26 protein-coding genes are annotated in these 26,140 nt (G+C 66.6%); 14 read left to right on the forward strand and 12 right to left on the reverse strand.

Annotation, left to right across the window (positions count from 1 at the left end; translation table 11 throughout):
- Window positions 1-129: 129 nt before the first annotated feature.
- The 4 genes from WD430_RS03335 (at window position 130) to WD430_RS03350 (ending at window position 2,103) form a co-directional block, all read left to right on the forward strand.
- Window positions 130-873: a type I 3-dehydroquinate dehydratase gene (locus WD430_RS03335; RefSeq protein WP_339104613.1), complete on the forward strand. Its 744-nt coding sequence runs from the start codon at window positions 130-132 to the stop codon at window positions 871-873.
- Between the two features lie 253 nt (window positions 874-1,126).
- A complete protein-coding gene (locus WD430_RS03340) occupies window positions 1,127-1,267 on the forward strand; it encodes a hypothetical protein (RefSeq protein WP_339104614.1) in 141 nt (46 codons plus the stop codon).
- 113 nt (window positions 1,268-1,380) lie between these two features.
- Window positions 1,381-1,794 (forward strand): zinc ribbon domain-containing protein, encoded by a 414-nt coding sequence (locus WD430_RS03345; RefSeq protein ID WP_339104615.1) that lies wholly within the window; start codon window positions 1,381-1,383, stop codon window positions 1,792-1,794.
- 150 nt (window positions 1,795-1,944) lie between these two features.
- Window positions 1,945-2,103: a hypothetical protein gene (locus WD430_RS03350; RefSeq protein ID WP_339104616.1), complete on the forward strand. Its 159-nt coding sequence runs from the start codon at window positions 1,945-1,947 to the stop codon at window positions 2,101-2,103.
- Window positions 2,104-2,125: 22 nt separating this feature from the next.
- On the opposite strand, the gene WD430_RS03355 is transcribed toward WD430_RS03350, so the two are convergent.
- Together WD430_RS03355 and WD430_RS03360 are read right to left on the reverse strand one after the other, a co-directional pair.
- Complete coding sequence (locus WD430_RS03355; RefSeq protein WP_339104617.1) at window positions 2,126-3,244, reverse strand: NADH dehydrogenase subunit; 1,119 nt, start codon at window positions 3,242-3,244, stop codon at window positions 2,126-2,128.
- 217 nt (window positions 3,245-3,461) lie between these two features.
- Window positions 3,462-4,667 carry a 3-dehydroquinate synthase II gene (locus WD430_RS03360; protein ID WP_339104618.1) on the reverse strand — a complete coding sequence of 402 codons (1,206 nt, stop codon included), beginning with the start codon at window positions 4,665-4,667 and terminating at the stop codon, window positions 3,462-3,464.
- Between the two features lie 210 nt (window positions 4,668-4,877).
- On the opposite strand from WD430_RS03360, the gene WD430_RS03365 reads away from it, so the two are divergent.
- The gene (locus WD430_RS03365; RefSeq protein WP_339104619.1) at window positions 4,878-5,450 is read left to right on the forward strand and encodes a hypothetical protein; all 573 of its coding nucleotides are present in this window, start codon (window positions 4,878-4,880) and stop codon (window positions 5,448-5,450) included.
- Window positions 5,451-5,793: 343 nt separating this feature from the next.
- Here the strand turns inward: WD430_RS03365 and WD430_RS03370 are convergent, their stop codons facing one another.
- Complete coding sequence (locus WD430_RS03370) at window positions 5,794-6,636, reverse strand: DUF6293 family protein (protein WP_339104620.1); 843 nt, start codon at window positions 6,634-6,636, stop codon at window positions 5,794-5,796.
- 195 nt (window positions 6,637-6,831) lie between these two features.
- Here WD430_RS03370 and WD430_RS03375 point away from each other — a divergent pair, with 195 nt between their 5' ends.
- On the forward strand, window positions 6,832-7,524 hold the full coding sequence (locus WD430_RS03375; protein WP_339104621.1) for an HAD family hydrolase: 693 nt from the start codon (window positions 6,832-6,834) through the stop codon (window positions 7,522-7,524).
- A 599-nt stretch (window positions 7,525-8,123) separates the two neighbouring features.
- Here the strand turns inward: WD430_RS03375 and metG are convergent.
- Window positions 8,124-10,229, reverse strand: a complete 2,106-nt coding sequence (gene metG, locus WD430_RS03380) for a methionine--tRNA ligase (RefSeq protein WP_339104622.1) — start codon at window positions 10,227-10,229, stop codon at window positions 8,124-8,126.
- 258 nt (window positions 10,230-10,487) lie between these two features.
- On the opposite strand from metG, the gene WD430_RS03385 reads away from it, so the two are divergent.
- Entirely contained in the window at window positions 10,488-11,834 is a 1,347-nt protein-coding gene (locus WD430_RS03385) for a sodium-dependent transporter (protein WP_339104623.1), read from the forward strand.
- Between the two features lie 305 nt (window positions 11,835-12,139).
- On the opposite strand, the gene mfnA is transcribed toward WD430_RS03385, so the two are convergent.
- Window positions 12,140-13,225, reverse strand: a complete 1,086-nt coding sequence (gene mfnA, locus WD430_RS03390; RefSeq protein ID WP_339104624.1) for a tyrosine decarboxylase MfnA — start codon at window positions 13,223-13,225, stop codon at window positions 12,140-12,142.
- A 229-nt stretch (window positions 13,226-13,454) separates the two neighbouring features.
- Between mfnA and WD430_RS03395 the strand changes: the two genes are divergently transcribed.
- The 3 genes from WD430_RS03395 (at window position 13,455) to WD430_RS03405 (ending at window position 15,772) form a co-directional block, all read left to right on the forward strand.
- Entirely contained in the window at window positions 13,455-14,747 is a 1,293-nt protein-coding gene (locus WD430_RS03395; protein ID WP_339104625.1) for a glycosyltransferase family 2 protein, read from the forward strand.
- 82 nt (window positions 14,748-14,829) lie between these two features.
- Window positions 14,830-15,492: a bacterio-opsin activator domain-containing protein gene (locus tag WD430_RS03400; protein ID WP_339104626.1), complete on the forward strand. Its 663-nt coding sequence runs from the start codon at window positions 14,830-14,832 to the stop codon at window positions 15,490-15,492.
- Window positions 15,493-15,580: 88 nt separating this feature from the next.
- Complete coding sequence (locus tag WD430_RS03405; protein ID WP_339104627.1) at window positions 15,581-15,772, forward strand: hypothetical protein; 192 nt, start codon at window positions 15,581-15,583, stop codon at window positions 15,770-15,772.
- A 94-nt stretch (window positions 15,773-15,866) separates the two neighbouring features.
- Here the strand turns inward: WD430_RS03405 and ppsA are convergent, their stop codons facing one another.
- The 4 genes from ppsA to WD430_RS03425 all read right to left on the reverse strand — a co-directional run bounded on the left by ppsA (window position 15,867) and on the right by WD430_RS03425 (window position 20,358).
- The gene (gene ppsA, locus WD430_RS03410; protein WP_339104628.1) at window positions 15,867-18,212 is read right to left on the reverse strand and encodes a phosphoenolpyruvate synthase; all 2,346 of its coding nucleotides are present in this window, start codon (window positions 18,210-18,212) and stop codon (window positions 15,867-15,869) included.
- Between the two features lie 170 nt (window positions 18,213-18,382).
- Window positions 18,383-19,213 carry a methyltransferase domain-containing protein gene (locus tag WD430_RS03415; protein WP_339104629.1) on the reverse strand — a complete coding sequence of 277 codons (831 nt, stop codon included), beginning with the start codon at window positions 19,211-19,213 and terminating at the stop codon, window positions 18,383-18,385.
- A gap of 1 nt (window position 19,214) precedes the next feature.
- Window positions 19,215-19,595 (reverse strand): nascent polypeptide-associated complex protein, encoded by a 381-nt coding sequence (locus tag WD430_RS03420; RefSeq protein ID WP_339104630.1) that lies wholly within the window; start codon window positions 19,593-19,595, stop codon window positions 19,215-19,217.
- A 268-nt stretch (window positions 19,596-19,863) separates the two neighbouring features.
- Window positions 19,864-20,358: a PUA domain-containing protein gene (locus WD430_RS03425; RefSeq protein ID WP_339104631.1), complete on the reverse strand. Its 495-nt coding sequence runs from the start codon at window positions 20,356-20,358 to the stop codon at window positions 19,864-19,866.
- A gap of 174 nt (window positions 20,359-20,532) precedes the next feature.
- Here WD430_RS03425 and WD430_RS03430 point away from each other — a divergent pair, with 174 nt between their 5' ends.
- Window positions 20,533-20,715 carry a hypothetical protein gene (locus tag WD430_RS03430; protein WP_339104632.1) on the forward strand — a complete coding sequence of 61 codons (183 nt, stop codon included), beginning with the start codon at window positions 20,533-20,535 and terminating at the stop codon, window positions 20,713-20,715.
- 22 nt (window positions 20,716-20,737) lie between these two features.
- Here the strand turns inward: WD430_RS03430 and WD430_RS03435 are convergent, their stop codons facing one another.
- The 3 genes from WD430_RS03435 to WD430_RS03445 all read right to left on the reverse strand — a co-directional run bounded on the left by WD430_RS03435 (window position 20,738) and on the right by WD430_RS03445 (window position 23,201).
- Entirely contained in the window at window positions 20,738-21,235 is a 498-nt protein-coding gene (locus WD430_RS03435; RefSeq protein ID WP_008896190.1) for an NYN domain-containing protein, read from the reverse strand.
- Window positions 21,236-21,353: 118 nt separating this feature from the next.
- Window positions 21,354-22,247: a M48 family metalloprotease gene (locus WD430_RS03440; RefSeq protein ID WP_339104633.1), complete on the reverse strand. Its 894-nt coding sequence runs from the start codon at window positions 22,245-22,247 to the stop codon at window positions 21,354-21,356.
- Window positions 22,248-22,376: 129 nt separating this feature from the next.
- Window positions 22,377-23,201 (reverse strand): M48 family metalloprotease, encoded by an 825-nt coding sequence (locus tag WD430_RS03445; protein WP_339104635.1) that lies wholly within the window; start codon window positions 23,199-23,201, stop codon window positions 22,377-22,379.
- Between the two features lie 329 nt (window positions 23,202-23,530).
- Between WD430_RS03445 and dapA the strand changes: the two genes are divergently transcribed.
- From dapA to WD430_RS03460, 3 genes are read left to right on the forward strand one after another with little or no spacing between them, the layout of a single operon-like run.
- Complete coding sequence (gene dapA, locus WD430_RS03450) at window positions 23,531-24,478, forward strand: 4-hydroxy-tetrahydrodipicolinate synthase (RefSeq protein ID WP_339104636.1); 948 nt, start codon at window positions 23,531-23,533, stop codon at window positions 24,476-24,478.
- The gene (dapB, locus tag WD430_RS03455) at window positions 24,475-25,242 is read left to right on the forward strand and encodes a 4-hydroxy-tetrahydrodipicolinate reductase (RefSeq protein ID WP_339104637.1); all 768 of its coding nucleotides are present in this window, start codon (window positions 24,475-24,477) and stop codon (window positions 25,240-25,242) included. Before dapA ends, dapB begins: the two co-directional genes overlap by 4 nt.
- Window positions 25,239-26,075: a 2,3,4,5-tetrahydropyridine-2,6-dicarboxylate N-succinyltransferase gene (locus tag WD430_RS03460; protein ID WP_339104638.1), complete on the forward strand. Its 837-nt coding sequence runs from the start codon at window positions 25,239-25,241 to the stop codon at window positions 26,073-26,075. The genes dapB and WD430_RS03460 overlap by 4 nt, the downstream gene beginning before the upstream one ends.
- Window positions 26,076-26,140 lie beyond the last annotated feature (65 nt).

Here is a 26,140-nt window from a genome sequence, read left to right on the forward strand (position 1 = left end):
TAACGGCCCACGACGGTTGTTTCTCGGTGTTTCTCTCTGATCACTAGTCGCGACGTCACGCCGACCGCGGTAGCCGCCGCGGTCCGAACTCTCGAAATATTTTTATGCGGAGGATTGGTAGCCCGTATCATGACTGCCGACGGTTTCGCCCTCGCCGCGACAACGAACGATCTGACACGGGAGCCGAAAGCTCGTGACACCGCTGACATCATCGAGTTCCGGATGGACAGCGCGGAGGACCCGATCGAACAACTCGCCAACTACGACGGCGAGCTGCCGATCCTCGCTACGAATCGATCGCGGTGGTTCGGCGGCCACGCGGCCGACCGCGGCCGACTGGACCAGCTGATGGCCGCTGCCGAGTTCGACGTCGTCGAGATGGTCGACGTCGAACTCGAGACGGCACGTGGCATGCAGTGGGTCTTAGAGGAGTTTCGCGAACAGGACGTCGAACTGGTCATCTCCTTCCACGAGTTCGACGAGACGCCCGATCAGGAGACGCTCGACGCGATCATCGCGGAGTGTGCCCGGTACGGCGACGTCGCCAAGGTCGCCACGTACGCCGAGAATCGCGCGGACTGCCTGCGGATCCTGACGGCGATCGATACCGCGACGCAGAACGGGATCCGGGCCGCCGGCATCGCGATGGGCGAACTCGGCAGTCACACCCGCGTGATCGGCCCGCTGTACGGCTCGGCACTGGGCTACGCGCCCCTCGAGTCCGACAAGAGCGAGTACGCACCGGGGCAGCTCCCGCTACACCGGCTCGACTCGCTGGTCGAGATGATCGAGGAGAGCGGCACGGACAGCAGGATCTTCGAGCAATTGGACGAGGAGTATCCGAGTCGGCAGGAAGTTACGCAGACTGAGTGAGCGAGCGGGGACCCCCAGCAGGGAGCAACCGCGATCGGCATCGTCGTGACGACCCACACAGAGTAGCTTTGGCACGCGCTTGATACTGCGCACTTGAGACGATCGGTTCTCCGAGTGTGAGCCGTTAGATCGATCGATTTCAACTCGAGGAGAGACCGAGAACGCGCTCAGAGTGGCTCGTACTGCGAGATCTGCGCCGGCCTCGATCGGGGGTCGGTGACCGGCGAGGCCGCGCTCCGATATCGATGTCGAGGTGCTCGAGACGCTCGAGTCGGGCGAGACGGAGTCGATATCGGTGACCGGCGAGTGCGAGAGTGATCTCGAGATCGCCGTCACGCGTCGGGGTGACGGAGTCAGGACCGACCGAGCGGCGGAACTCGACTGCGGCGGCTGACGGCCGTCGGTCGTCGAGCCGCTCCCGTTCGGAACTGTTTGAGGGATGAAATTACAATCGCCCTCGAAAGAAATCGGAATGTTAAGGACGAGGGTCCCCTACGACCACGTACGATGACATGGCTTCGCGCGGTCGTCGCCGCTGGCCTCTCGATGGTCTTTCCCGGTGCCGGACACGTCGTGATCCGGGACTGGCTTCGAGCCCTGCTCTTTGCCGGACTCTACCTCGTCACGTTCTGGCTCTTCTTCCCGGTGGATCAGATCGCAACGGCGGAATCGTTTTCCGAGGCGATGACGATCACCAGCGAGGTCGACATGCTGTCCCAGCTGACGCTCCTGTTCGTCAACCTCATCGCGGCGTTCGACGCCATCATTCGAGCGTTCGAGTTCTCACCGAACGCCGCCGGCGACGACGGCGGGGCCACCTGTCCCGAATGCGGCAAGGAACTCGACGAAGACCTCGAGTTCTGTCACTGGTGTACGGCCCGCCTCGAGCCGAATCCCGACGAGGAACCGGCCCAGCCGTGAGCCGGGCAGTCTCGCTCGAGTGAGCAACGGTACCGCGTCGCGTCCGCGATATAACCACACTAGTAGTACATCGACGGAGCGCTTTTCCCCGACCGCTGGATACGACGGATAACAGGTCGGTCGCGGCGAGACCGACGGACGTGATCTCGAATGCACGCGAACGGAGACTACGACGAGCGAGAGACGACGACGGATCGCGAGTTCGACCGCTACGTCAGCTACGCGGACGGCGACGGCACCGTCATCTGCGATCGGCGGACTCCGTCCGCGTGGATTCGATCGACGACCGTGTGGTCGTGTCACCGGTGAGCCCGTAGCCGCGGCGTCGGTCTCAGCCCGACGTCGATCGTTCGTCGCGCTCGATCGTGATCGATCGATCGTCGACGCCGGTGACCGTGCCGTCGATCGGGGCGTGGTGGGCGATACTGATCCCGTCCGCCGGTCGGGCGATCATCTCGCCGGTCTCGAGGTCGTCGCCGACTTTGACGATCGGCTCGCTGGGCGTCACGATCCCCTCGAAATCGGGGTTGGTGATCAGGGGGACCTCGACTCGATCCGGCCGGAGCGCCTCCGTCGGGGCCGTCTCGTGGACGGATTGCTTCCACGCCGCCGGCGCGAGGACGTTGACCCGACCGCCGCTGCCGATCGTGTTCGCCTCGACGACCGACTCCTCCATCACGAGCAGGCAGTTCGTTCGCTTGCGGACGCCGAACGCGTCGGGAGCGGCGTCGATCTCGAAACACCACCCCGGACCGCCGTCGAGGATGACCTCGTTGTCGTCGAGCCCGTCCGTTCGACCCGCCGCCTCGAGCAGGTCCGTCGCGGGCGTGCCGATCGGCACCTCGAGGAACCGGTGGGTCGGCACCCGGCCGTCGACGTGGACGAACTTCCGGGTCGTCGGCGCCCCGTCGACGAGCGCGCGGTAGACGTTCGAGAGCGTCTCGGTGTTCTGGACGATCCAGCCGTGGTCCATCGGGAGGTCGTCGCCTCCCAGGACCACGCCCGCGACGAGTCGCATGAGGACGCTCTCCATCCCGAATTCGTACTTGTCGTCAGTATAAGCGATGACGATTCCAGACTCGTCTTCGGGGACCGGCAGCGCGTCCGGGGCGTAGACCGTCGCGTCGGTCGCCGCCTCGAGGTCGCCCATCCACTCGTCGCGGTCGGGCCACTTGGCGGCGATGACGATCCGATCGAACGCCCGCTCGAGGAGCCCGTCGAACAGCGCCGCCAACTCCTCGGTTCGCTCGCGACCCAGCCACTTGTCCATGTAGTAGTTCGGTTCGCTCTCTTGGTGGTTGACCAGCAGCGAGTCGACCTCCTCGAGGCGCTCCCACTTGGCGTAGGTCGGGAACCCGGCGCCCCCGGCGCCCGCGAGGCCGGCGTTGCGAAGCGTCACCGCGAACTCGGGCGGTTCGACCGATCGAATGGCCTCTCGAGTGATGCTCATCGTTCGACACGTGTAACGGTAACAACCACCATAGAAGTTGTTCGCCGCCGCTCGGAATTACCGATACAAGTGATGATTTCGCCGTTTCAGCGTGTCTCGACGGGATACTGTCCGCAAAACTGGCAACTGAGCGACGCGACGTACCGAATCCGACCGCAGACCGTGCGGTAAGTTACCAAATACCTATACTAGCTGTTCGAGAGATCAGCGAAACCGATTATTTCTCGATGATACTCTCTTCGACGGCCTCGCCGAAGTGGCGGGCCGTGTCCTCGGTGTACAGCAGGAGCTCGTCGCCGGCCTCGAGGTCCGTGACGGCGGTCCGTCCCTCGCTGGTGGCGACCTTGATGGTCTCGGCGTTCTGGAGGAGCGTCTCGATGCGGTCGCCGTCGTCGGTCTCGAGGGCGACCCGGAACATCGGCCGTTTCTCGATCTTGACGCGACCGACGATGGCCTCGCGGGTGTTGCCCGCGGTGTCGACGACCTGGACCTCGTCGCCGCTCTGGAGCTCCGAGAGGTACTTCGTGCCGCCGTCGGGGGTGCGGATGTAGGCGTGGACGGCGCCGGCGTTGACTCGGAAGGGCCGGGAGGCGACGTAGGGCGATTCGGCCGTCTCGGCGTGGACGAACACGAGGCCGCGGGCCATCGAACCGACGAGCATCCCCTCGTCGTGTTCCAGCAGGCTTCCCGTATCGACGCAGACCCGGTCGGCGCTCCCGATCTGTTCGATGTCGAGCACCTCGGCGTACTCCAGGTCGAGGGACTCGCGCTCGGCCTCGTCGCGGACCTCGACGGTCTCGCGGATCTCGTCGGGATCGTCCGAGTCCAGCAGGACCGCGTCGGCGCCCAGTTCGAGGGTCTCGAAGGCCGTCTTGGCCTCGTCGGCGGTGGTGACGCCCGCGACGAGATCGGTCTCCTCGCCGATGCGGGCGATCAGGTTCTCGAGGGGGATGATCGTCCAGTCCTCGCCGACGACGATGGTGTGGTCGGCCTCATCGGCGGCCGTCTCGGCGAACCGTTCGTACTCCTTGCCGAGGATGCGGACGTAGGCGCCCCGTTCCAGATCGCCGTCGCGACGTCGGAGCGTCGAGAGGTCGGCCGATCCGGAGAAGTCCTCGGGGAGGTCGATCGTCGCGTCGCCCTCGCCGCCTTTCCCGACGATGACGGCGTCCGGCCGCGCGGACGAGTCGGCGTCGTCGCCGCCATTGGTCTCAGCGTCGTCGATGTCGTCGACCAGCGTCACGTCGCCGTCGTTCCGGAAGGCGGCGACGTTGATATCGCCGAGTTCGCGCACGCGGGAGACGTCCGCTTCGTCGACCAGTACCCAGTCTGCACCCGCCTCGAGCGCGGCGGTGATCCGCGCCCGGCGGTCGTCCCAGTCGCCGACGGTGTCGTCGGCTTTGACCCAGACAGATCGCGTCATATCTCGACTCTCGAAGGGAACCGGCTTGAACGTGGCGAATGCCGCAGGGCAGGCGGACCCGTCCGCGATCGACGCTGACGGTCCGGGATGGTCCGTGCCGTCCGGCAGAAACGTATTGGAAGGATCGATTGTACGAGGAGTACCGAAAGTAACGTTAGTATCGATACTTTCTCAGAAGTAGATAATACGTGCTGATGAGATGACACGCATATGGGTCAGCGACATTCCCACGTGGGCGACGGTTCCGACATCGCGGACGACGAGCTGACGATCGACGAGGCGGTTCGCCGACTCGAGGTCGACCCGGTCGCCGACGTCGCCCGCGCAGCGTTCGACCACGCCGGCGAGCTGGCGGCCCTGCAACACGGCCACGTCCCGGCCGTGCTGGGGGCCGTTCGGCTCGCGACCCGGCGGAGCCGGCGCCCGACGGTCGACCGCGAGGAGCTCGCGGCCGCCTTCGACGTCGACCCCGACGACGTCGTCGCGGCCGAATCGGAGCTGTCGCGCCGTCTCGGGTCTCCGGCGTCGGAGTCGGAGATCGCGGCGTTGCGGCGGCGATTGATCGTCGCCCGCGAGCTCTTGGCCGCCGCCGAGAGCGGGGGTGTCGCTGGCCCCGACCTGCCGGGCTCGTATCTCGCCGACGCCGCTCCCGACCTGCTCGCTCGAGGAGGGACGTCGGAACTCGACGAGGCGAGCCTCCGCGCCCACGTCGAGCGACTCGAGGCCGACCTCGAGTGCGCCCGGCTGGGAACGGAGTTGGCCGCGCTGGTCGCCGACGAATAGGGCGCCGCCGGCGGTCGCCCGTCCCCGCTGCCGGCGGGCGCCAGTCCCGCCGCCGGCCGCGCTAACGGCTGCCATCCGCACCGGCTGCGGGATCGTCGTCCGCGTCGACGCCCGCCCCTCCGCGCCGATTTCCGACCGCCCGATCGGCCGGTCACCGCTGCTTCGGCCCTCCACCCGCCGACGCGCCGGCGTCGACGCACCGACCGATCCGCTGGTCGCCCCTTCCCGCCCCCATCGGACCGCCGTCGATTATCGTAGTTATTCCCACCCTCGAGTGGCCACGGTCTCGAGCGTCCCGTCCTCGGCCTCGAGCGTCTCGCGCTTACCTTCGAGCGTCCCGCGCTTACCCTCGAGCGTCGAGTTCGTACTCGTACTCGACGCCGTCGACCGCCGCGAGCTTGTGCTTGAACGCCCGGTAGGCGTTTTCCCCCTGCTCGGTGAGTTCGACCACCCGACGCCGGCCGACCGATTCGATCGTGACGTAGCCGTCGTCCGCGAGCGGCTCGAGGACGTGGGTGTCGAGGACTCGGAACGCGCCCTTGTCCTCGCCGCCGCGGTCCTCGGGCGGCCGTCGATCGGCCATGAAGGAGAGGTTCCGATCGCGAGCGTACTCGATCAGGTCCTTCTTCTTCGGCGGCGTCGTCCGCGCGTCGTGGTACCCCTCCCAGTCGGTCGGATCGGCCAGGAACCCCATGATCGCGACCTGATCCGGCGTCGGCGAGTCGATCGGATACGCCGGGAGCTGTTCGATTTCCTCGACGCCCGTCGAGATCGGTTCGCGCTCCCCGTCGTGGCCGTACGATTCGGGCTCGACGTAGTAGGCGCGGGCGTCCGTCGAGACGTCCATACACGCCATCGTCGCCCCGATGGCGGGGATCGTTCCCGCGCCGGAGACGTTAACCGAGACGTCGTCGTCGGCGTGTTTCGCGGCGATAGTCGTCACGATACCGAGAACGGCGTAGACGTCCGTCAGGTCACAGTCACGGATCCTGACCTCGGGAACGGCCGCCTCGAGTTCCTCGCGGAGGTCCCCGTGGTAGTCCGCCGTCCCGGTCCGCGCCCCCGCGTCGGTGCCGTCGTCCTCGAGTAGGTAGACGAGGTCGGCACGTTGGTTCCGGATCGGCTCGAGGATCCGCTCGTACTCGTAGCCGAGCGGCACGACGTGTACCCGTTTGACGACGTCCATACACCGACGGGAAGCTCAGTGAAAATAACGACTTCGGAACGTCAATGCGTTCGCACGTCGACCGCCGGCTCGAGATCGAGTGGGTGTCGATCGCTACCGGGCGCGATCAGCGCAGGCCTCGTTTCGTCGATCGTGTTGAGAAGACTCACACAGCCGTCGAAAGGTTAAGGACGCTCACACGCCTACTCGAGCGAGATGGCTGCGTACGATGCGATCTGTTTCGATCTCGATAGCACGCTCTGCGAGCCGACGCGGGACGCCGGGGCGGTGCTCGAGACGGCGTTCGAGCGGGCCGGCATCGACCCGTTTTGCGCGCCGGCGGACCTGCGAGCGGCCGTGCCCGCGCTCCCGACGGCCGAAACGGATCGCGAGTTCTACGAGAACCTCTTCGCCGAGGTCGCGCGCCGGACCGCTGGCGTCGATCCGTCCGTCGCGCCGACGCTGGCCGCGGCGTACCTCGAGACCCAGGATCCGACCGCCGTGCGGTTCCGTCCCGGGGCGAAGGCCGCCCTCGAGCGCGCCCGCGACCTCGGGCCGGTCGGGCTGATCACCAACGGCGGTCGGCCGACCCAGACGCAAAAACTCGAGGCGCTGGGCATCGCCGACGCCTTCGACGTCAGCGTCTTCACCGAGCCGAGCGCGGGGATCTACCCGAAGCCCGACGCGGCCCCCTTCGAGCACGCCCTCTCGGAACTCGACGTGGCTCCGGACGCGGCGATCCACGTCGGCGACTCGATCCACGCCGACGTCGCCGGTGCGAACGCGATGGGACTGGACTCGGCGTGGGTCGACCCCGGCCACGACGAGTACGGTGCCGGTGGCGATGCGCGCGAACACGAGCCGACCTACGAACTCTCGACGCTCGAGGCGCTCGAGACGGTACTCTGAGTTCGGTATCGCGTCGGTACGCTCTCCGCTCGTATCGATCGATCACCGGCCCAGTTTCGTTCGGTAACGGCGGGGCCCTCACTCGAGGGGGAGATGTCACATTTCGACGGGTTACTCGAGTCGCCGAATTGACGTGCAGTGGCGCGCGCTGTGCCGCGGCGAGCGAGCAGCGAGACGCGACACGAAGCCGTGCGAGGGATGAGCGAGCGAAGCGAGCGAATCGGTTGGGGAGGGTGTGGTAATTCCTCGCTGCCAGAACGAGCAGAACACTCGTTTCCGTCACGGTCTCGTTTGCGTTTACCGTTCAGTAGGCAGTCGCCGTATCAGCGATTCGACTATCTCTGTCTAGAGTATCCCTTACGGAATGCCCGCTCTACTTCGCTCGCGTGGCGACGGGGACTTCCACGTCCTCCCCAACCGATTCGCTCACTCACTGCGGTCATTCGCTCATCCCTCGCGCGGCTCCGTGCCGCGGTTCACCAGCAGTTCACCGCGGCACAGCGCGCGCCACCCACATCGGGCGAACGGGTTGGGAAGAGTGACGCGAATTCACTACTCCACTCCAAATGGACAAACAAGAAGTCGAGCGAACGGCCGCGTCAGCGGACCTTCTCGCCGACCTCGGCGTCGCCGTGGGTCGTCAGCAGGTCGGCCTCCTCGCCCGCGGCGAGGATCATCCCGTTGGACTCGACGCCGAACAGTTCGGCCTTCTCCATGTTCGCCAGCAGGATGCACTTCTCGCCGGGGAGCTCCTCGAGGTCGTGGAGCTGTTTGATCCCGGCGACGACCTGCCGGGTCTCGAAGCCGATATCGACCTCGAGTCGCGCGAGGTCGTCGGCGCCCTCGATGCCCTCGGCCGATTCGATCCGGCCGACGCGGATGTCCAACTCCTGGAAGTCCTCGAAGCCGATGCGCTCGTCGGCGAGCGCCTCGAGGTCGTCGGTGTCTGCCATGGATTCGGATTCGTCCGCGCCGGTGTCGTCGCTTTCGGTTTCCTCGTCCGCGTCCGCCTCGTCATCGCCCGCGGCCGCGACGCGCTCCTCGAGCTTCTCGTTCAGTTCGTCGACGCGGTCGTCCTCGATCTTCGCGAAGAGTTCGCCGGGTTCGTCGAAGTTCCGCGGCGGCGCCTCGAGGGCGTCCTCGAGGTGAGCGTCCGCGATAGCGCCGTCCTCGCCCAGTTGCGCCCACAGCTCCTGGGCCTTGTCGGGCGCGATCGGCTCGAGGAGGACGCCGACGGCCTTGGCGATCTGGACGCAGTCGCGGATGACCTGCGTCGCCTCCTCGCTCTCGGCGTCGAGCTTCCAGGGCTCGTTGCGCTGGATGTACTCGTTGCCGAACTGCGCGAGTTGCGTGGCCGCTCCCCCGATGCCCCGCAGGTCGTAGTCGTTGACGCTCTCGCGGGCATCGCCGATGGCGCCCTCGATGCGCTCGCGGACCTCCTCGGAGACCTCCGTCTCGGGCGTTCCCTCGTAGTTGCGGTAGGCGAAGAGCAGCGAGCGGTACCAGAAGTTGCCGACCGTCCCGACGAGTTCGCCGTTGACCTTCTCCTGGAAGGCGTCCCACGAGAAGTCGACGTCCTGCTGGAGGCCGCCGGTCGTAGTCAGGTAGTAGCGCAGCAGGTCGGGGTGGAACCCTTCGTCTAAGTACTCCTTGGCCCAGATCGCGCGGTTGCGGCTGGTCGAGAGGCCCTTCCCGTTGATCGTGATGAAGCCGGTCGCGGCGATGCCGCGCGGTTTGTTGTAGCCGACGCCCTCGAGCATCGCGGGCCAGAAGATGGTGTGGTGCTGGATGATGTCCCGGCCGATGATATGCATGATCTCGCCGTCCTCTTTCCACACCCGCTCCCAGTCGTACTCGTCTTCGCCGACGCGTTCGGAGTACTGTTTCGTGGAGGCGATGTACTCGATCGGCGCGTCGACCCAGACGTAGAGGACGAGGTCGTCGCCCTCGGTGTCGCCCCCGTTGGGGTAGTCGATCCCCCAGTCCATGTCCCGGGTAATACACCAGTCCTGGAGGCCGTCCTCGATCCACTGGCGCGGCTGGTTGCGCGCGTTCGAGGTGCCCTCGAGGCCGTCGAGGAACTCGGTCAGGAAGTCGGCGAACTCCGAGACCTCGAAGAACTTGTGGGTGCGCTCGCGGTACTCGGCGGGGTTGCCCGTGATCGTGCTCGTCGGGTCCTCGACCTCGCCGGGCTCTAAGTGGCGCTGACAGCCCTCGTCGCACTCGTCGCCGCGGGCCTTCTCCCCGCAGTAGGGGCAGGTGCCCTCGACGTAGCGGTCGGGGAGGTACTGGTCGGCCTCGGGGTCGTATGCGACCTGAATCTCCTTCTCGTAGATGTAGCCCTCGTCGTCCAGCGTCCGGACGATCTCTTGAGTCAGTTCGGTGTTCGTCTCGTCGTGGGTGTGACCGTAGTTGTCGAACTCGACGTTGAACTGCGGGAACGTCTCCTCGTACTGCTCGTGCCAGTCCAGCGCGAAGTCCTCGGGATCGACGCCCTGCTGTTCGGCGTTCACGGCGACCGGGGTGCCGTGCATGTCCGAGCCACAGACGTACGCCGTCTCCTGGCCGAGCGTCTCGAGGGCGCGGGAGAACGCGTCCGCGCCGATGTACCCCCGCAGGTGACCGATGTGGAGGTCGCCGTTGGCGTAGGGCAACCCGCAGGTCACGACCGCTGGTCGGTCCGTCGGGAACTCGTCGTTGCTCATATGCACCACGAGGCGATGCCGGGCGTAAAACCCGCCGGTTTTCGATCGCCCGCGACGGCGCGTCGGTCTGCGGCCCGAACCTGAGTCCGGCCTCGAGCGGCGTAGCCGCGGTCCCGGGTCGGGAGTTCCGAACAAGAGACATATCGAACCAGTTCTCCGATCGAGATCGCGTTATCACCCGAATACCGCCCGAAAAGCACAGGTTACCGGCCTTGACAATCACGTGACCTTTTGACATATCCCGTCCTGACGACGGATATGAGCACCATCGACATCCCGCGCGAGCAGTGGGCGACCCGTGCCGGATTCATTCTCGCCGCCGTCGGTAGCGCGGTCGGACTCGGGAACATCTGGCGGTTCCCGTTTCTGACGGGGGAATCGGGCGGCGCAGTGTTCGTGGCGGTCTACCTGCTTCTCGTCGCACTCGTCGGGCTTCCCGTGATGCTCGTCGAGTTCGTCATCGGACGACGATCGGAACGAAATCCGATCGGCGCGTTTCGGCGTCTCGGCCACCCCTCCTGGAAGTTCGCCGGGGTGATCGGCGCGCTCGCAGGGTTCATCATCCTGTCGTACTACAGCGTCGTCGGGGGCTGGGTACTCCAGTACATCGTCGCCAGCTTCACGGGCGGCTACGGCGGCGACGCGGAGACCTTCTTCCTTCAGACCGCGTCCGGAACGAACGCCATCGTCTACCACGCCATCTTCATGGCGCTCGTCGCCGGTATCGTCTCCCTCGGCGTCCGCGAGGGACTCGAGAGAGCGGCCAAGGTGATGGTGCCGAGCGTCGTGATCCTCCTCGTCGGTCTCGCCGCCTACGGCGCCACGCTCCCGAACGCGAGCGAGGGATACCAGTTCTATCTCAACCCGGACGTGGGCACGTTCGTGTCCGACGCCGTTTCGATCCTTCCGGCCGCGGCGGGACAGGCGTTCTTCACGCTGTCGCTCGGGATGGGCGTCATGATCACCTACTCGTCGTATCTGGGCGAAGACCGCAACCTGCTCTCCGATTCGCTCATCATCGTCGCGATCGACACGTTCATCGCGCTCCTGGCGGGGCTCGTCGTCTTCCCGTTCCTCGCCTCGCAGGGCGTCGACCTCGAGACCGGCGGCGGCGGCGCCGGCGCCGTCTTCATCAGCCTCGCGGGCGCGTTCGAGACCATGCCCGCGGGCAACATCGTCGGCGGCATCTTCTTCATCATGCTGGCGATCGCCGCGCTGTCTAGCGCGTTCAGCATCCTCGAGGTCGTCGTCTCCTTCGTGATCGATACGTTCGGCGTCGGCCGCGTCCCGGCGACGATCGGGCTCTCGGTCGTCATCTTCCTCTTCGGTATCCCGACCGCACTCGACCTGAACTACCTCGACGCCTACGACCTGTTCGCGAACAACATCCTGCTCATCGTCGGCGGGCTGGTGCTCTCGATCTTCATCGGCTGGATCTACGCCTCCGACGCGCTCGAGGAACTCGGGCAGGGCCGGTCCGGGGGCGGTCCGTTCGACACGTACTGGATCACCGTCGTGCGCGTCGTCGTTCCGCTAGTGCTGCTCTATACGGTGTACCTCGCGATCGTGGAGTACGTCGAGTTCATTCAGGGCACGTTCCTGTGAACTACCCCACCTTACTCGCTCACTTCGTTCGCTCCTCGAGGTCGGGGGCTCCACCTTGTCGTATGCTGAACGGTCTCCCTACCGGTCGTCGATCGCCCCTCGATCGGCGTCCCGGACCGCCGACAGCAGTGCGAGCCGGCCGGCAAAGAGCAACCCAGTCCGACCGGTAACGGTCCGAGAAACAGCACCGCGACGCGACCCTCCCCGATGCGAGGACCGGCGCGACCGCGGCGCCGACCCAGTGCCATACACGCTCCTCGGGGTGGCGGAAAAACGGGTATCGATTCGCTCGAGCGGCCCCGGCGTCAGTCGTCGCTCGCGACGGGCACGCTCGCGCGCACCTCGAGGCGGTCCAGCTCGCCGATAAAGGAGGCCAGCATCTCGCGGGTGACGTGGGGCATGCAGACGATCCGCAGTTCGCCGGTCGCGGTCCGGGAGATCCGCCAGCCCTTCGCGCGTAAGGCGTCGAACGTCGATCGCGGGACGTCGGCCGCGACCAGCGGCAGCGTCGGGTCGACGACCTCGTATCCCCGCTTCTCTAAGGCGTCGGCGAGCCACTCGGCGTTGTTCTGCGAGCGGACGTACTGGCGCTTGTAGCCCTCGGGCCACAGCTCCTCCATCGCGGCGACGGCGCTCGCGACGCCCGCACCGGAGCGAGTTCCGGTCAGCGTCGCCTGCGAGGTCGACTCGAGGTAGGGCGTGTCGACGGCGAGTTCGTCGAGCAGCTCGTCGGAGCGGGCCAGCAACCCCCCCGCGGGGACCGCGGCCTGGCCCATCTTGTGGGGATCGATCGCCATCGTGTCGACCGGCGCGTGCTCGAAGTTCCACTCGTAGTCCGTGAAGGGGAGGACGAAGCCGCCCCACGCGGCGTCGACGTGGAGCATGGCGTCGACCGAGCGGGCGATCTCGCCGAGTTCCGGAATCGGATCGACGCGGCCGTACTCGGTCGTCCCCGCGACGCCGATCACCAGCGCGGTGTCCTCGTCGACCGAGGCGCGGACGGCCTCGAGGTCGGCCCGATGCGCGTCGTCGGTCGGAACGATTCGCAACTCGACGCCGAGGATGTCCGCGGCCTTCTGGAAGCTGAAGTGGGCCGACTCGGGCATGACCGCGTTGGGACTCGAGCTCTCGGCGCGGTCGCGGGCGATGCGGACGGCCTGAATGTTCGCTTCCGTCCCGCCGCTGGCGATGTAGCCGGACGGGTCCTCGAGGCCGGCGATCGTTCCCAGCATCGCGATCGCCTCCGCCTCGAGGGCCGAGACCGACGGATACGTCCCCGGATCGCCGGGGTTGGTCGCGAGGAACCGTTCGGCCGCGTCGCGCGCTACCGGGTGGGGCTCCGTACACATCGACGACAGCACCCGGTCGAACGCTTGCGGCTCGGATTGCATATCACGCACAAGTACGTTCGCCCGTTTAGACGTTGCGTTTAGCCACCATGATTCCGCGTGTCGCGATACGGGACGACACGCGCTTCGAATCCCGACCCGCCGTCGGGAACTGACGCGAAATATCACCGCTCGAGTCGGCGCTCGACGGGCCGCCGCACTCGGTCGCGGTGGGTCGACCCGCGAACGGGGGCCCAGAACGTTGATACCCCGTCAGTCGAAACTCCCGATAATGAGATCGACCGCGTCGCGGTTCGCCGAGTATCTCGGCACCGGTGGCGGTGCCCTCGTGCTGTTAGTATTCGGCTTCGTCGACGCGACGGAGGTACAGTCGTTCACGATCGACCTACTGGCGATCACCGTCCGCTTCGTCTTCCTCGAGGCGCTGTCGGCCGCCGCGGTCTTCACGTTCTTCGTCGGCCTGACCGGCCTGCTGCTGGTTCGGGAGGTGTGGTCCTCGCGCGACGACCTCGAGCGGGTCACCGACGGCCCGAAACTGACGGCGATCGTCCCGGTCTACCGCGATCACGAGGTGATGGCCGAGAGCGTCGAGAGCCTCTGTGAGAGCCCCTACGAGAACCTCGAGGTCGCGATCGTCGCCGAACCGAACGACGAGGTGACGCTCGCGCGGGCTCGAGAACTCGCGGCCGAACGCGACCGCGTGACGTGTCTGATAAACGGCGAACCGGGATCGAAAGCGGGCGCGATCAACGACGCGGTCCGCGAGAGCGACGCCGACCGTTTCGCGGTCTTCGACGCCGACGAGTGGATCGCCCCCGAGTTCGTCCCGACAGCGGTGGGCGAACTCCGCGACGGCGCGGACGTCTTTCAGGGCCGGCGCGTCCCGCGGCCGACCGGCGTCGTCGAGACGGTCGCCTACTGCGAGCGGGTCGTCTTCCACGCCAGCTACAAGCTGGTCGAACTGGCCGGCTTCACGAACTGCCGCAGTTCCTCGACGGCGTTTACCCGCGAGGCCATCGAGCGCGTCGGCGGCTACGACGACGTGCTCACCGAGGACCTCGACTTCGCTCACGCCTGCTACCGCGAGGGCCTCGAGGTCAGACAGGCCCGCCAGTGTACCAACACGATGGAGGCACCACACACCTGGAGCGACCTCTGGGGCCAGCGCAAGCGCTGGCGCGTCGGCCAGGTCGAGGTGCTCCACGCCACCCTCGTCGACCTCCTGCGCGGTCGGGTCGGCCACCGCGGCGCGGTCTCGATCGGTCGGATGTGCTCGAGCCTGTTCGGCAGTCTGTTCACCCTCGCGCTGGTCTCGAAGCTCCTGTTCCTGCTCGTCCTCGACGTCGAATCCGCCGTCCTGCTCCCGTCGGCGGCCCTCGTGGCCACGATCGGCCTCGTCGCCGTCCGCGACCACCGCGACGGTCGGATCGACGGGCTCTCGTGGAGCGTCGCCCTCGCGCCGCTGTGCTACCCCGCATTCGGGGTGCTCACGCTCAGGTCCGTCCTCGCATACGGGCTGAGCTGGGACGGGAGCTGGTACCACGTCGAGAAGACGGGCTCGTAGCCGACGGGACCTCGAGCAGCGGTCGGGAACGAGACGCCGGTGCAGTCCGCGGATTTATTCAGCGCAACCGTGAACGAGTCGTATGAGCGTTATCGCCGAGTTCTCGGTCAAATCCGACGATCTGGCGCTCCATCACGCCCTCACGGCGGCGCCGCAGATGGTCGTCGAGATCGAGCAGGTCGTGGCGACGATGGAGGACAGAGTGATGCCGTACTTCTGGGTCAGCGGCGGCGACCACGCCGAGTTCGAGGCGGCGTTTCAGGAAGACGACTCCGTCACGGGCGTCACGCCGATCGACGAAGTCGACGACGCCGTACTGTACCGCGCCGAGTGGACGCGGAACGTCGAAACGATCGTCTACGCCTACGTCGAACTCGGGGCGACGATCCTCCAGGCGGTCGGGCGGGACGAAAGCTGGGAACTCCGGATGCGATTCGACGATCGGGACGGCCTCGCGAAGTTCCAGGACTACTGCGAGGACAACGGGATCGCGTTCGAACTCAATCGCATCAAGGACCAGGAACAGCCGATGGCCAGCGCCCAGTACGATCTCACGACGAAGCAACGCGAGACGCTGGTCACGGCGCTCGAGGAGGGGTACTACGAAATCCCACAGGGGATCACGATGACCGAACTCGCCGACCGAATGGACGTCTCCCAGCAGGCGCTCTCGAAGCGATTTCACGCCGCCCATCGGAACCTCATTACGAGCACGCTGACGTTCTCCCATCCGGACGACGAGTGACTCCCGCTCTCGGCGACACCGACCGTTCGCTTTCGTGGTGGTGTATACAACCACCTCTCTCTTCCGCAAGGGTCGTCTTTATCCGTATATGACAGGCCACCGCCAGAGACAGGAGACCGGCGAGCCCGCGACCGACGAATGGGAGAAAGTAGCCGCGCAATGTCGCGACTGCGAGGCCGTCTACTCCGCGTGGGTCCTCGCCGACGGCACCGTCCAACCGATCGGCCGAAAGGACGGCTGTCGCTGCGGGTCCTCGGAGTTCGACGCGCTCTCGAGGTGACGAGGCGACTCGCGGACCGCTGCGTCGCAGTTCAGTCGCGACACGATAGCTAACGGACGGCGGCGGGCGACGACAAAAACGGCGAACGGAGCGGTTAGCGAACCGAATCGAGCAGGAGCTTCTGTTCGACGCGCTTGACCTCGTGTTGGACGTCGCGGACGGCGTCGATGTTCGCGGAGATCGACGTAACGCCTTCCTTGGCGAGGAACTGGACCATCTCGGGCTTGGAGCCGGCCTGCCCGCAGATGCTCGTGTCGACGTCGTGTTCGCGGCAGGTCTCGATGACGTCACCGATCAGCTTCAGGATCGCGGGGTGGAGTTCGTCGAAGCGGTCGGCGACGTGCTCGTTGTTGCGGTCGACCGCGAGCGTGTACTGGGTGAGGTCGTTGGTGCCGAAGGAGGCGAAGTCGATACCCGCCTCGGCCATCTCCTCGACCGACAGCGCCGAGGCCGGCGTCTCGATCATCGCGCCCCAGCGGCGCTTCTCGGGGTCGATTCCGGCCTCTTTCATGAGCGACTTGGCCTGATAGATGTCCTCGGCGTCGTTGACCAGCGGGAACATGATCTCGACGTTGTCGTAGCCCATCTCGTAGAGCCGCCGGAACGCCTCGAGTTCGTGGGCGAAGACGTCGGGGCGGTCGAGCGACCGCCGGATGCCGCGGTACCCCAGCATCGGGTTGTGCTCTTTCGGTTCGTCCTCGCCGCCCTCGAGCTGGCGGAATTCGTCAGTCGGGGCGTCGAGGGTGCGTACGCGGACTGGACGGGGGTAGAACTCGTCGGCGACCCCGCGGATCCCCTCGACGAGCTCCGTGATGTAGGCGTCCTCGCCGTTCTCGTCGATGAACTTCGCGGGCGTCTGGTTCAGCGAGAGAATCATGTGCTCCATGCGGAGCAGTCCGACGCCGTCGGCGCCGGTCGCCGCCGCGCGTTCGGCGGCCTCCGGGATCGAGACGTTGACCTTGACTTCGGTCGCGGTCATGGGCTTGACCGGCGACTGCGGGCGGACCTCCTCGACGGGTTCGGTCTCCTCGTCGGGTTCGACCGCAGAGCCCTCCAACACGGCGCCCTTGTCGCCGTCGAGCGTGACGACCTGCCCGTCCTCTAAGACGGACGTCGCGTTGGTCGTCCCGACGATGGCGGGGACGCCCAGTTCGCGCGAGACGATGGCGGCGTGGCTGGTCATGCCGCCCTCGTCGGTGATGATCCCCGACGCCCGCTTCATCGCGGGGACCATGTCCGGCATCGTCATCTCGGTGACGATGATGTCGCCCTCGCCGACCTTATCGAGGTCGTCGAGTTTCGTGACGATCCGCGCGGCGCCGCTGACGGTGCCCGGACTCGAGCCCAGGCCGTCGACGATGACCTCGCCGGAGGCGTCCGTCCCCGAACTCGAGGACTCGCCGCCGCTGGAAGCCTGAACGCCGCCGCTGCCGTCGGTCAGGCCCTTCGAGACGTCGACGCCGCCGGTCGCCTCGGCGGCAGTTGCACCGCCGTCGCTCTCGTCGATGGTGGTGATCGGGCGGGACTGGAGCATGTAGACGTCGCCCTCGACGATGGCCCACTCGACGTCCTGGGGTTCGTCGTAGTGGTCCTCGACGCGCTCGCCGAGATCCATCAGGGCGCCGATCTCGTCGTCGCTGAGCACTCGCTGGTTGCGCTTGTCCTGCGGGACCTCGGTCTCGACGGTCTCGCCGGTCTCCTCGTCCTTTTCGTGCATCACCTTCTTCTCGGCGACGGTGACGTCGATCGATCGATCCTCGCGCTCGACGACGTAGTTGTCCGGGGAGACGGCTCCGGAGACGACGGCCTCGCCGAGCCCCCAGGCGGCCTCGATGATCATCGTCGGATCGCCCGTCGAGGGGTGGCTCGTGAACATCACGCCGGACTTCTCGGCGTCGACCATCTGCTGGACGACGACCGCGATGTTCACGGCCGAGTGGTCGAAGCCCTGCTCCTGGCGGTAGTAGATCGCTCGTTGGGTGAACAGCGAGGCCCAGCACTCCCGGACGCGATCGAGCAGCGCCTCCTCGGTGACGTTGAGGAACGTCTCCTGTTGGCCCGCGAAGGAGGCGTCGGGCAGGTCCTCGGCCGTCGCCGACGACCGCACCGCGACGAACGCCTCCCCGTCGCCGACCTGTCGGTAGGACTCGAGGATTTCCTCGCGCAGTTCGTCGGGGAACGGCGTCTCGAGGATGAGTTCCTGGGCGCGGTCGGCGGCGTCGGCCAGCGCCGACGAGTCGTCGACGTCGACGTCGACCGCTTCGAACAGTTCCTCGTCGATTTCGGCTTCTTCGATGAACGATCGATAGGTCCCGGCGGTTACGACGAATCCCGGGGGCACGGGCAGCCCAGCACCCGTCAACTCGCCCAGGGAGGCGCCTTTGCCGCCGACCTTCTCGAGGTCGCCGGCACTGATCTCGTCCAGCCAGAGTACAGCCATTGCTATCTGTCTCGACACCCGAACGAATAAAGAAGGTTGCGAACAGTCGCAGCCATTCGCAACTCGAAACTGAATGAAAATCTGCGGTAAGTGCCAGTTTACGGCCGGATTCCGGCGACGGTGATGTAACGCCGCGAACAGTTCCGATCGTCACCGGTCGGCTCCCGACCTCAGACGTTTCGGGCGATCGTCAGGTAGCCCGTGTGACCCACCGGCGCGGTCGACGGCCGCGAGCCGCGGTCGTCGAACTGCATCTCCCGCTGGATCGTCTCGCGCGTGCGGACGTTCGACAGGTCGACCTCGCGGGCCGCCGCGACGACCTCGCGGGTCGACTCGATGAACGGGCTGTAGACCGCGATGAAGCCGCCGTCGACCAGCAGATCGGGCGCGTGCTCGACGACGGCCGCCGCGTCGCCCGTATCGAGGGTCAGCACGTCGAACGACGAGGGCTCGAGCGCGTCGATCTCGTCGGTCAGATCGCCGGTCCGGACGTCGACGCTGTCGTCGACGCCGCCGAGTTTCATGTTCTCTCGGGCGACGTCCGCGAACTCCGGATCGCGTTCGTAGGTCACCACCTCGGCGCCCGCGCGGGCCATCGAGGCCGCGAGCACGCCCGTTCCGGTGCCGGTGTCGAGCACGCGGTCGCCCCGCGAGACGCCGGTCTCGCCGATCACCAGTCCGACGTCGCGGGGGACCATCGGCGCCCCCGTCCGCTCGAACTGGTGAAACAGGTCCGGGCCGCGAAGCCGGCGCACCCGAAACGCCTCGCCGAGATGCGTCTCGACGGTGTCGCCCGGCTGGACGTCCTCGGGGACCTCGAGCACGCCCAGATCCGTTCCCTGCTCGCCGCCGGGTCGGATCAGGTACTCGCGGTCGCCCTTGACGAGCAGGACGGGGACGCGGTCGTCCGCGTCCACATCTGCATCCGCGTCCGCAGTCCCGTCGGCGCTCGCGGTTCCGTCTCCGTTCGCGTCGGTCTCGGAAGCGCTATCGTCGGTCACGTCACTCGAGACGCTCGACCGCCGCGGCGAGATCGCCGTCGACCGCCTCGAGCGCGTCGCGGGCGTCGTCCTCGCTCACGCCGGCGCGGGTGGCGACGAGTTCGACGTCCTCGTCGGGGATCGCGTCCCCGGCGTCCGCGTCGGCGCCGGCGCTGGCGCCGGCGGCACCGGACTCGACCTGTTCGGGCGAGCCGATGATCTGGTAGGTCTCCTCGCCGCGGGCGTCCATCTTGGTGACCTCGGCATTGTTGAAGACGAGGTCGTACTCGTCGGTGCGGATGATGACCTCCTCGGCGTCGATATCCTCGACGTCGATCCCCATCTGTTGCATCATCTGTTCCATCTTGCGCGGATTCAGACCGCCGCCGCCTCCTCCAAACATACCCGATACGTCGCCACCCGCGACCTTTTACTCTGCGGTTCAAACTTTTACTCTGTGTGCGGTCGCTTCGCGACCGCACTCGGTAAAACTTTGATGAAAAGCGCTCCTCCCTCCGTTCTCTCACTCCTTTCAGTCGTTCGGTCACATCGGTCGTCGGCCCGCTCGCTCCCTTCGGTCGCTCGCGGTCGGTTTCGTGTGACGGCCTGCCCTCCCCCGAGTCACATACCCTCACATTCGTTCGGGTATGCTCCCGGCCACGTATTCTGGTTTAGTTCTCCGCTGGCGCGCCCTCGCGCACGTTCACCGCCATCCCGGTCTCGAAGTCCGCGATGGCGTCGGCAGCCAGTTCCGCCGTCCCGACCGCGATCAACTCGCCGCGCTCGTGGACCACCAGCACCTCGTCGCCCGGCCGGATTTCGGGGCCCGCCTCGAGGACGAACTTCGTGAAGACGTTCTTCTCGTCGCGGACGAACGGTTCGCTCTCGTCGTCGACGACGACGCGATAGGCCGGGTGCTCGAGGGCCGCGTGGAGCCGACGACCGCCCTCGAGGCCGAGGGTGAATCGACCGTCGGTCCCGAAGGAGACGAGCCGACCGTCGTCGGCGTGGACCTGCTGGGGCCGACCCGAGGAGGTGCGCTTGATCGCCAGTGACTCCGCGGACGGAAAGAGGGCCGCGCCCGCGCCCGCTCCGAACTGGTAGTCCGCGATGGTCCGCAGTTCCGGCAGTCCCGCCTGTCCGTGCCCGTCGGCTGGATCGCTCATTGGGCGGAATTTCACGCGCGCGGTCGAAAGCCCTTCGACCTCGCACCGGACTCGAGCGGCCGATCTCGATTCCCGCGGTCGCATCACCGACCCGTATCGCCCGAGCTATCGAAATTTCTGACAGAACGGAAATAGCGAACGTTATAATACTCGATTCAGTAATTCCGATATCGAATGGACGCCACGCAAATCGCCCTCGGGGTCGCGCTCCTCCTGTTCGGCACCCTGACGCTGGCCGGGCCGGCAACGCTCGTCTCCGGGCCGCTCGTATACGTCCTGACGGGAGCGATGTTTCTCATCACCGGATACGCACTGGTAGTCGGACTCTGGACGGAGCGATCCCCGGACCGATCCTGAGTCGCGGAGACGCGTCCCGCGCTCAGAGGAGGAACGTCTCGTGGCGTTCGCCCAGGTCGACGAAGGAATCGGCCGCCGCGATGAGTTCCTCGGCTGTTGAGGATTCGAACGCCATCACCTCGACGCGGACGCCCTCGTGGCGCAGATGCGAGCAGAGCCGCGAGAAGTCGCCGTCGCCGGTACAGAGCACGATCGTATCGACGTGGTTGGCCAGCGTCACCGCGTCTAAGCTCATCCCGACGTCCCAGTCGGCCTTCTTCGTCCCGTCCGAGAACGTCTTGATGTCCTTGATCTTCGGCTCGAAGCCGATGTCGATCAGCGCCTCGAAGAAGCTCTCCTCCTCGGGGGAGTCCGCGCGGATGACGTAGGCGATCGCGCGAGTGAGCTGGCGGTCCTGGACGGCCTTGTCGAGCAGCGCGGAGTAGTCGATATTCCGGCTGTGGAGACTCTGTGCGGTGTGATAGAGGTTCTGGGCGTCGACGAGAACGGCGACGCGCTGGCCGGGATGAATTTCGGTCATGAATTACACTGTGCAGAGCAACCGTAAAAACCGCGGCGTTCCGCGGGTCGCACGATCGCCGGTTTCCGTCTCGAGCGTCGCGACGATCGTCCGCGGCGAGAGACGACGGTACAGCGAGTCACTCCAGTTGGCGCTCGAGGCGTTGCAACCGCTCGATTCGCCGGTCGACCGACGGATGGGTCGAGACGAACCGGCCGACGAAGCCCGACTTCACGGGGACGACGAAGAAGGCGTTCAGTTCGGCGACACCGCGCAGGTCCTCGTCGGGAACGCGCTCGAGTTCGTCCGAGAGCGATCGCAGCGCGGCGGCCAACGCCGACGGGTCGCCGGTGATCGCGACCGCACCGCTGTCGGCGGCGACCTCGCGGTGGCGAGCGAAGAGGCGAACGAAAACGGAGCCGACGAGCCAGGCGACGATCGAAACGGGGGCGAGTACGACGACACCGCTCGGAACGTCGTGGCCACCGTCACGACCGCCGAGGGCCAGACCGCTCGCCACGAGAATCATGAGCGCGATCGTCGGGAGAAACGAGGCGAGGGTCATCGCGATCGCGTCCCGATTCTTGACGTGGGCCAGTTCGTGCGCGATGACGGCCTCGCGCTGTTCGCCCTCGAGCGTCTCGAGCAGGCCGCTGGTCACCGTGATCGTGGCGCTCCGGCGGCTGTAGCCGGTGACGAAGGCGTTGGGTACCGCGGCGTCGACGACGGCGATCGTCGGAGCCGGGAGGTCTGCCTGCCGGGCGAGCCGCTCGACCGTCGCGTAGAGGTCGGGATGCTCGTCAGGACCGACCGCGGTCGCGCCCAGACCCCGCGGGAGAAGCCGCGTAGCGTACCAGTAGTGGACGCCGGCGAAGCCGAGCGCGAGGAGCCCGTAGACGACGATACCGGCGCCGTTGGTGTAGCTGACGATCACGGTAGTACTGATGGCCCCGACGGCCAGATACACCGCCACCAGCAGGACCATCGTCACGAGCATACGGACTCGCAGTCCCCAGTCCGTCGGCCACTCCATACCTGAAATCTCAGGTGACACCTGAAATAGGTGTTGGTCGGTTGACTGAACGAGAACGGGTCGCCGGCGCAGCGGCTCTCGGTGTGAGAACGATATCGTCGGTGCGGAACGGTCGAGGAGCGGGACCGCTTAGCTTCGGAGCTTCTCGATGCGCTTCTCCGTCGGCGGGTGGCTCGCGAACAGCTTCTCCATGAGGCCGCGGTCGGTGTTCATGATACAGAGCGCGCTCATGCTGTCGTCCAACTGCGACTCACGGCCCTGTGCGCCGCTCGAGATCTTCTCGAGGGCGCGCGCCAGCGGTTCGCCGGTGCCGATGTACTGGCGGGCGTCCTCGTCGGCGACGTACTCGCGGTACCGCGAGATGGCCAGCACGAAGATCATCACGAGCATGTTCGCCAGCGAGGAGGCGACCATCGCGAGGATCCAGGTGCCGATGTTGCGTTCACCGCCCATCAGGACCGCGAAGTAGGCGACGTAGCCGACCATCATCCCGATGGACTGGCCGATGACCATCGTGATGACGTCGCGGTTCTTGATGTGGGCGATCTCGTGGGCGATGACGCCCTCGAGTTCGTCGCGCTCGAGGATCTGCATGAGTTCCGTCGAGACGCAGACGACGCCGGCGCCCTTGCGGCCGACGGCGAAGGCGTTGGGGACGCCCATGCTCATCACCATCAGCTTGGGCTTGTCGACGCCCATATCGCGGGAGAGCGATTCGGTCATCCGATGGACCTCGCGGTACTGGCCCTCCTCGGGCATCTCCTCGGCGCCTCTGAGCGCCATCCACTTGCCGAGTTTGTACTGGATCGCGGGGAGAATGACGATCCCGGCGGGAAGTATCAGAAGCGGGCTAACACCGAATAGCAGGGCCAAAAACGTCGCTGCACCGACGTAGAAGGCGAACAGGATGGTGCCGACGACGACCATCCGAAGTTTCAGTCCGAAATCCGTCATAGGTGATGCTATGTAACCCTCGGGGATAAATTACGCGGAACATCATGTCAGCTTCTGGCACATACTGGGGACGATCGCTGATCGAAGACGCAACCGATAAGGGATTCCGGATCCGTGGGTCAGGTATGCGTCACGTCGCTCACCGATCCGTCGGCTCCGTCTCGAGCGGCGTTACCCCTCGTTTTTCGAAACGTAAACGTGTGTGAGAGTGCTCGTAGCGGGTGTAGCAGCCCCGTTTCGGGCGCGGTCTCGGTCCGCACACGAGCGACGATCGATCACGGACGATCGAACCACCACCACCACCACCGATACGACACAGCCATTCCACAATGACAGCACTCGACCTTTCGGGCGTCTTCCCGGCCATGTGTACGCCCTTCGACAGCGACGAACGGATCGACTTCGAAACGCTCCAGACCGACGCGCAGCGACTCGAGGCCGCGGGCGTCGACGGGCTCGTCCCCGTCGGCTCGACCGGCGAGTCGGCGACGCTGACCCACGACGAACACGTCCAGGTCGTCGAAGCGGTCATCGAGGCCGTCGACGACGTCCCCGTCATCGCGGGCACGGGCTCGAACAACACCCGCGAGGCGCTCGAGCTCTCCGAACGCGCGGCCGACGCGGGCGCTGACGGACTCCTGCTCATCTCGCCGTACTACAACAAGCCCGAACAGCGCGGGCTCGTCGAACACTATCGGACGATCGCCGACGCGGTCGACCTCCCGCAGATCGTCTACAACGTCCCCTCGCGGACGGGCCAGAACATCGAGCCCGACACCGCCGTCGAACTCGCGAGCCACGAGAACATCGCGGGCTACAAGGCCGCCAGCGGCGACCTCGGCCAGATCGGCGAAATCGCCGAGCGAACGACCGACGAGGAGTTCGCGGTGCTTTCGGGCGACGACGCGCTCACGCTGCCGACGATCTCCGTCGGCGGTACCGGAACGATCAGCGTCGCCGCGAACATCGAACCCGAACGCACGTGCGCGATGGTCGGCGCGGCCCTCGACGGCGACTACGAGCGCGCGCAGCGACTCCACCACGAACTCGGGCCGCTGTTCCGCGAACTGTTCGTCGAGACCAACCCGATTCCGGTCAAGGAAGCGATGCAGATCCGCGGCTACGGCCCCGCTCGCATGCGCTCGCCGCTGACCCGCCTCTCCGAGGAGTACCGCGAGGACCTCGAGGCCGTCCTCGCGGATCTCGAGGACGAGTCGTGGACCGCCGGCACCACCGACGCGAGCGACGACGGAACCGCAGTGGAGGGCGATCGATGACGGTCCGGATCGGCGTCACCGGCGCGACCGGTCGAATGGGCCGGGAAGTGATCGCCGCCGTTGTCGGCCGCGACGACTGCGAGGTCGTCTTCGCGGTCAACCGCGACCCCGACGGCGAGACCGTCGACGGCGTCGAGATCGAGCCGGCCGACGAGTTCGACTCGCTGGTCGTCGACCGCGAGCCCACCGCCGTCATCGACTTCACCGGCCCCGAGTCGGCCGTCGACTACGCCGCGGCCTGCGCTGACGCCGGCGTCGCCTTCGTCACGGGAACCACCGGGTTCGACGACGACCAGCGCGAGGCGCTCGAGGACGCCGGCGAGGATGTCGCGGTCCTCCACGCGCCGAACTTCGCCCGCGGCGTACAGGCGCTGGTGAACGTCGTCGGCGAAGCGGTGCAGAACCTGCCGGGCTACGACGTCGAACTCGTCGAGACCCACCACAACGGGAAGCGCGACGCGCCCAGCGGGACCGCGAACCGACTGCTCGAGGAGATCGAGGCCAACGGGGAGTTCTCCGAGCGCACGCACGGACGCGAGGGCGAGGCCCCCCGCGAGGAGGGCGAGATCGGCGTCCACGCGCTTCGCGCGGGCGACGTCACCGGCGAACACGAGCTCGTCCTCGCGGGCAACCACGAGGAGGTCCGACTCACGCACCGCGCGGAGGACCGGGGCGTCTTCGCCGCCGGCGCGGTCGACGCGGCGGTCTGGATCGCTGGACAGAAGGCGGGTCAATACGACTTCGCGGACGTGATCAGCGAATGAGCGCACTCGAAACCGAGATTTCGGAGCTGTGGACGCGATATCAGAACGGCGACGTCGACGCCGAGACGGCCGGCGAGGACGAGTACGCGACCCTCGAGGCCTTCCTCGAGGCCCTCGAGGACGGCGAGGTCCGCGCCGCCGAGAAGCGGGGCGACTCGTGGGAGGCCAACGAGTGGGTCAAGCAGGGCATCCTGCTGAACTTCGGCCTCCGGGAGATCCAGCAGTACGAACACGGGGCCACGACGTACAACGACGTCCTGCCGCTGGCCGACTCGAGCGAGTACGGCGACCGCGGGAGCCGCAACACGCCCGACGGCACCGTCGTCCGACAGGGCGCTCACATCGGCTCGGACTGCATCATGATGAGCCCGTCGTTCGTCAACATCGGTGCCCACGTCGGCGACGGTACGCTCGTCGACTCCTGTGACACCGTCGGCTCCTGCGCCCAGATCGGGGAAAACGTCAAGCTCGGCGCCAACACCCTCATCGGGGGGGTTCTGGAGCCCGTCGAGAACGCGCCGGTCATCGTCGAGGACAACGTCTCCCTGGGCGCCGGCTGTCGCGTCACCAGCGGCTTCGTCGTCGGCGAGAACAGCGTCGTCGGGGAGAACACCCTGCTGACGCCGCGCATCCCCGTCTACGACCTCGTCGAGGAGGAGGTCGTCTACGGCGAACTGCCCGCCGACCGCCGCGCGTTCACGCGCTTCGTCGAGTCCTCGATCAGCGACCACGACCTCTTCGACGGCGGCGCCTACAAGCCCGCCGTGGTGGCGACCGATCTCGAGACGGAGACGCTCGAGGCCACCGAGCGCGAGGACGCGCTTCGGGAATAATCGGTTCGAGCGGGACTACGCGGCTATTTTTGGCAGGCTGGTTCTACAGCGGCGATTTCAGTCAC

The organism is Haloterrigena sp. KLK7 (assembly GCF_037914945.1).
Lineage (GTDB): Archaea > Halobacteriota > Halobacteria > Halobacteriales > Natrialbaceae > Haloterrigena > Haloterrigena salinisoli.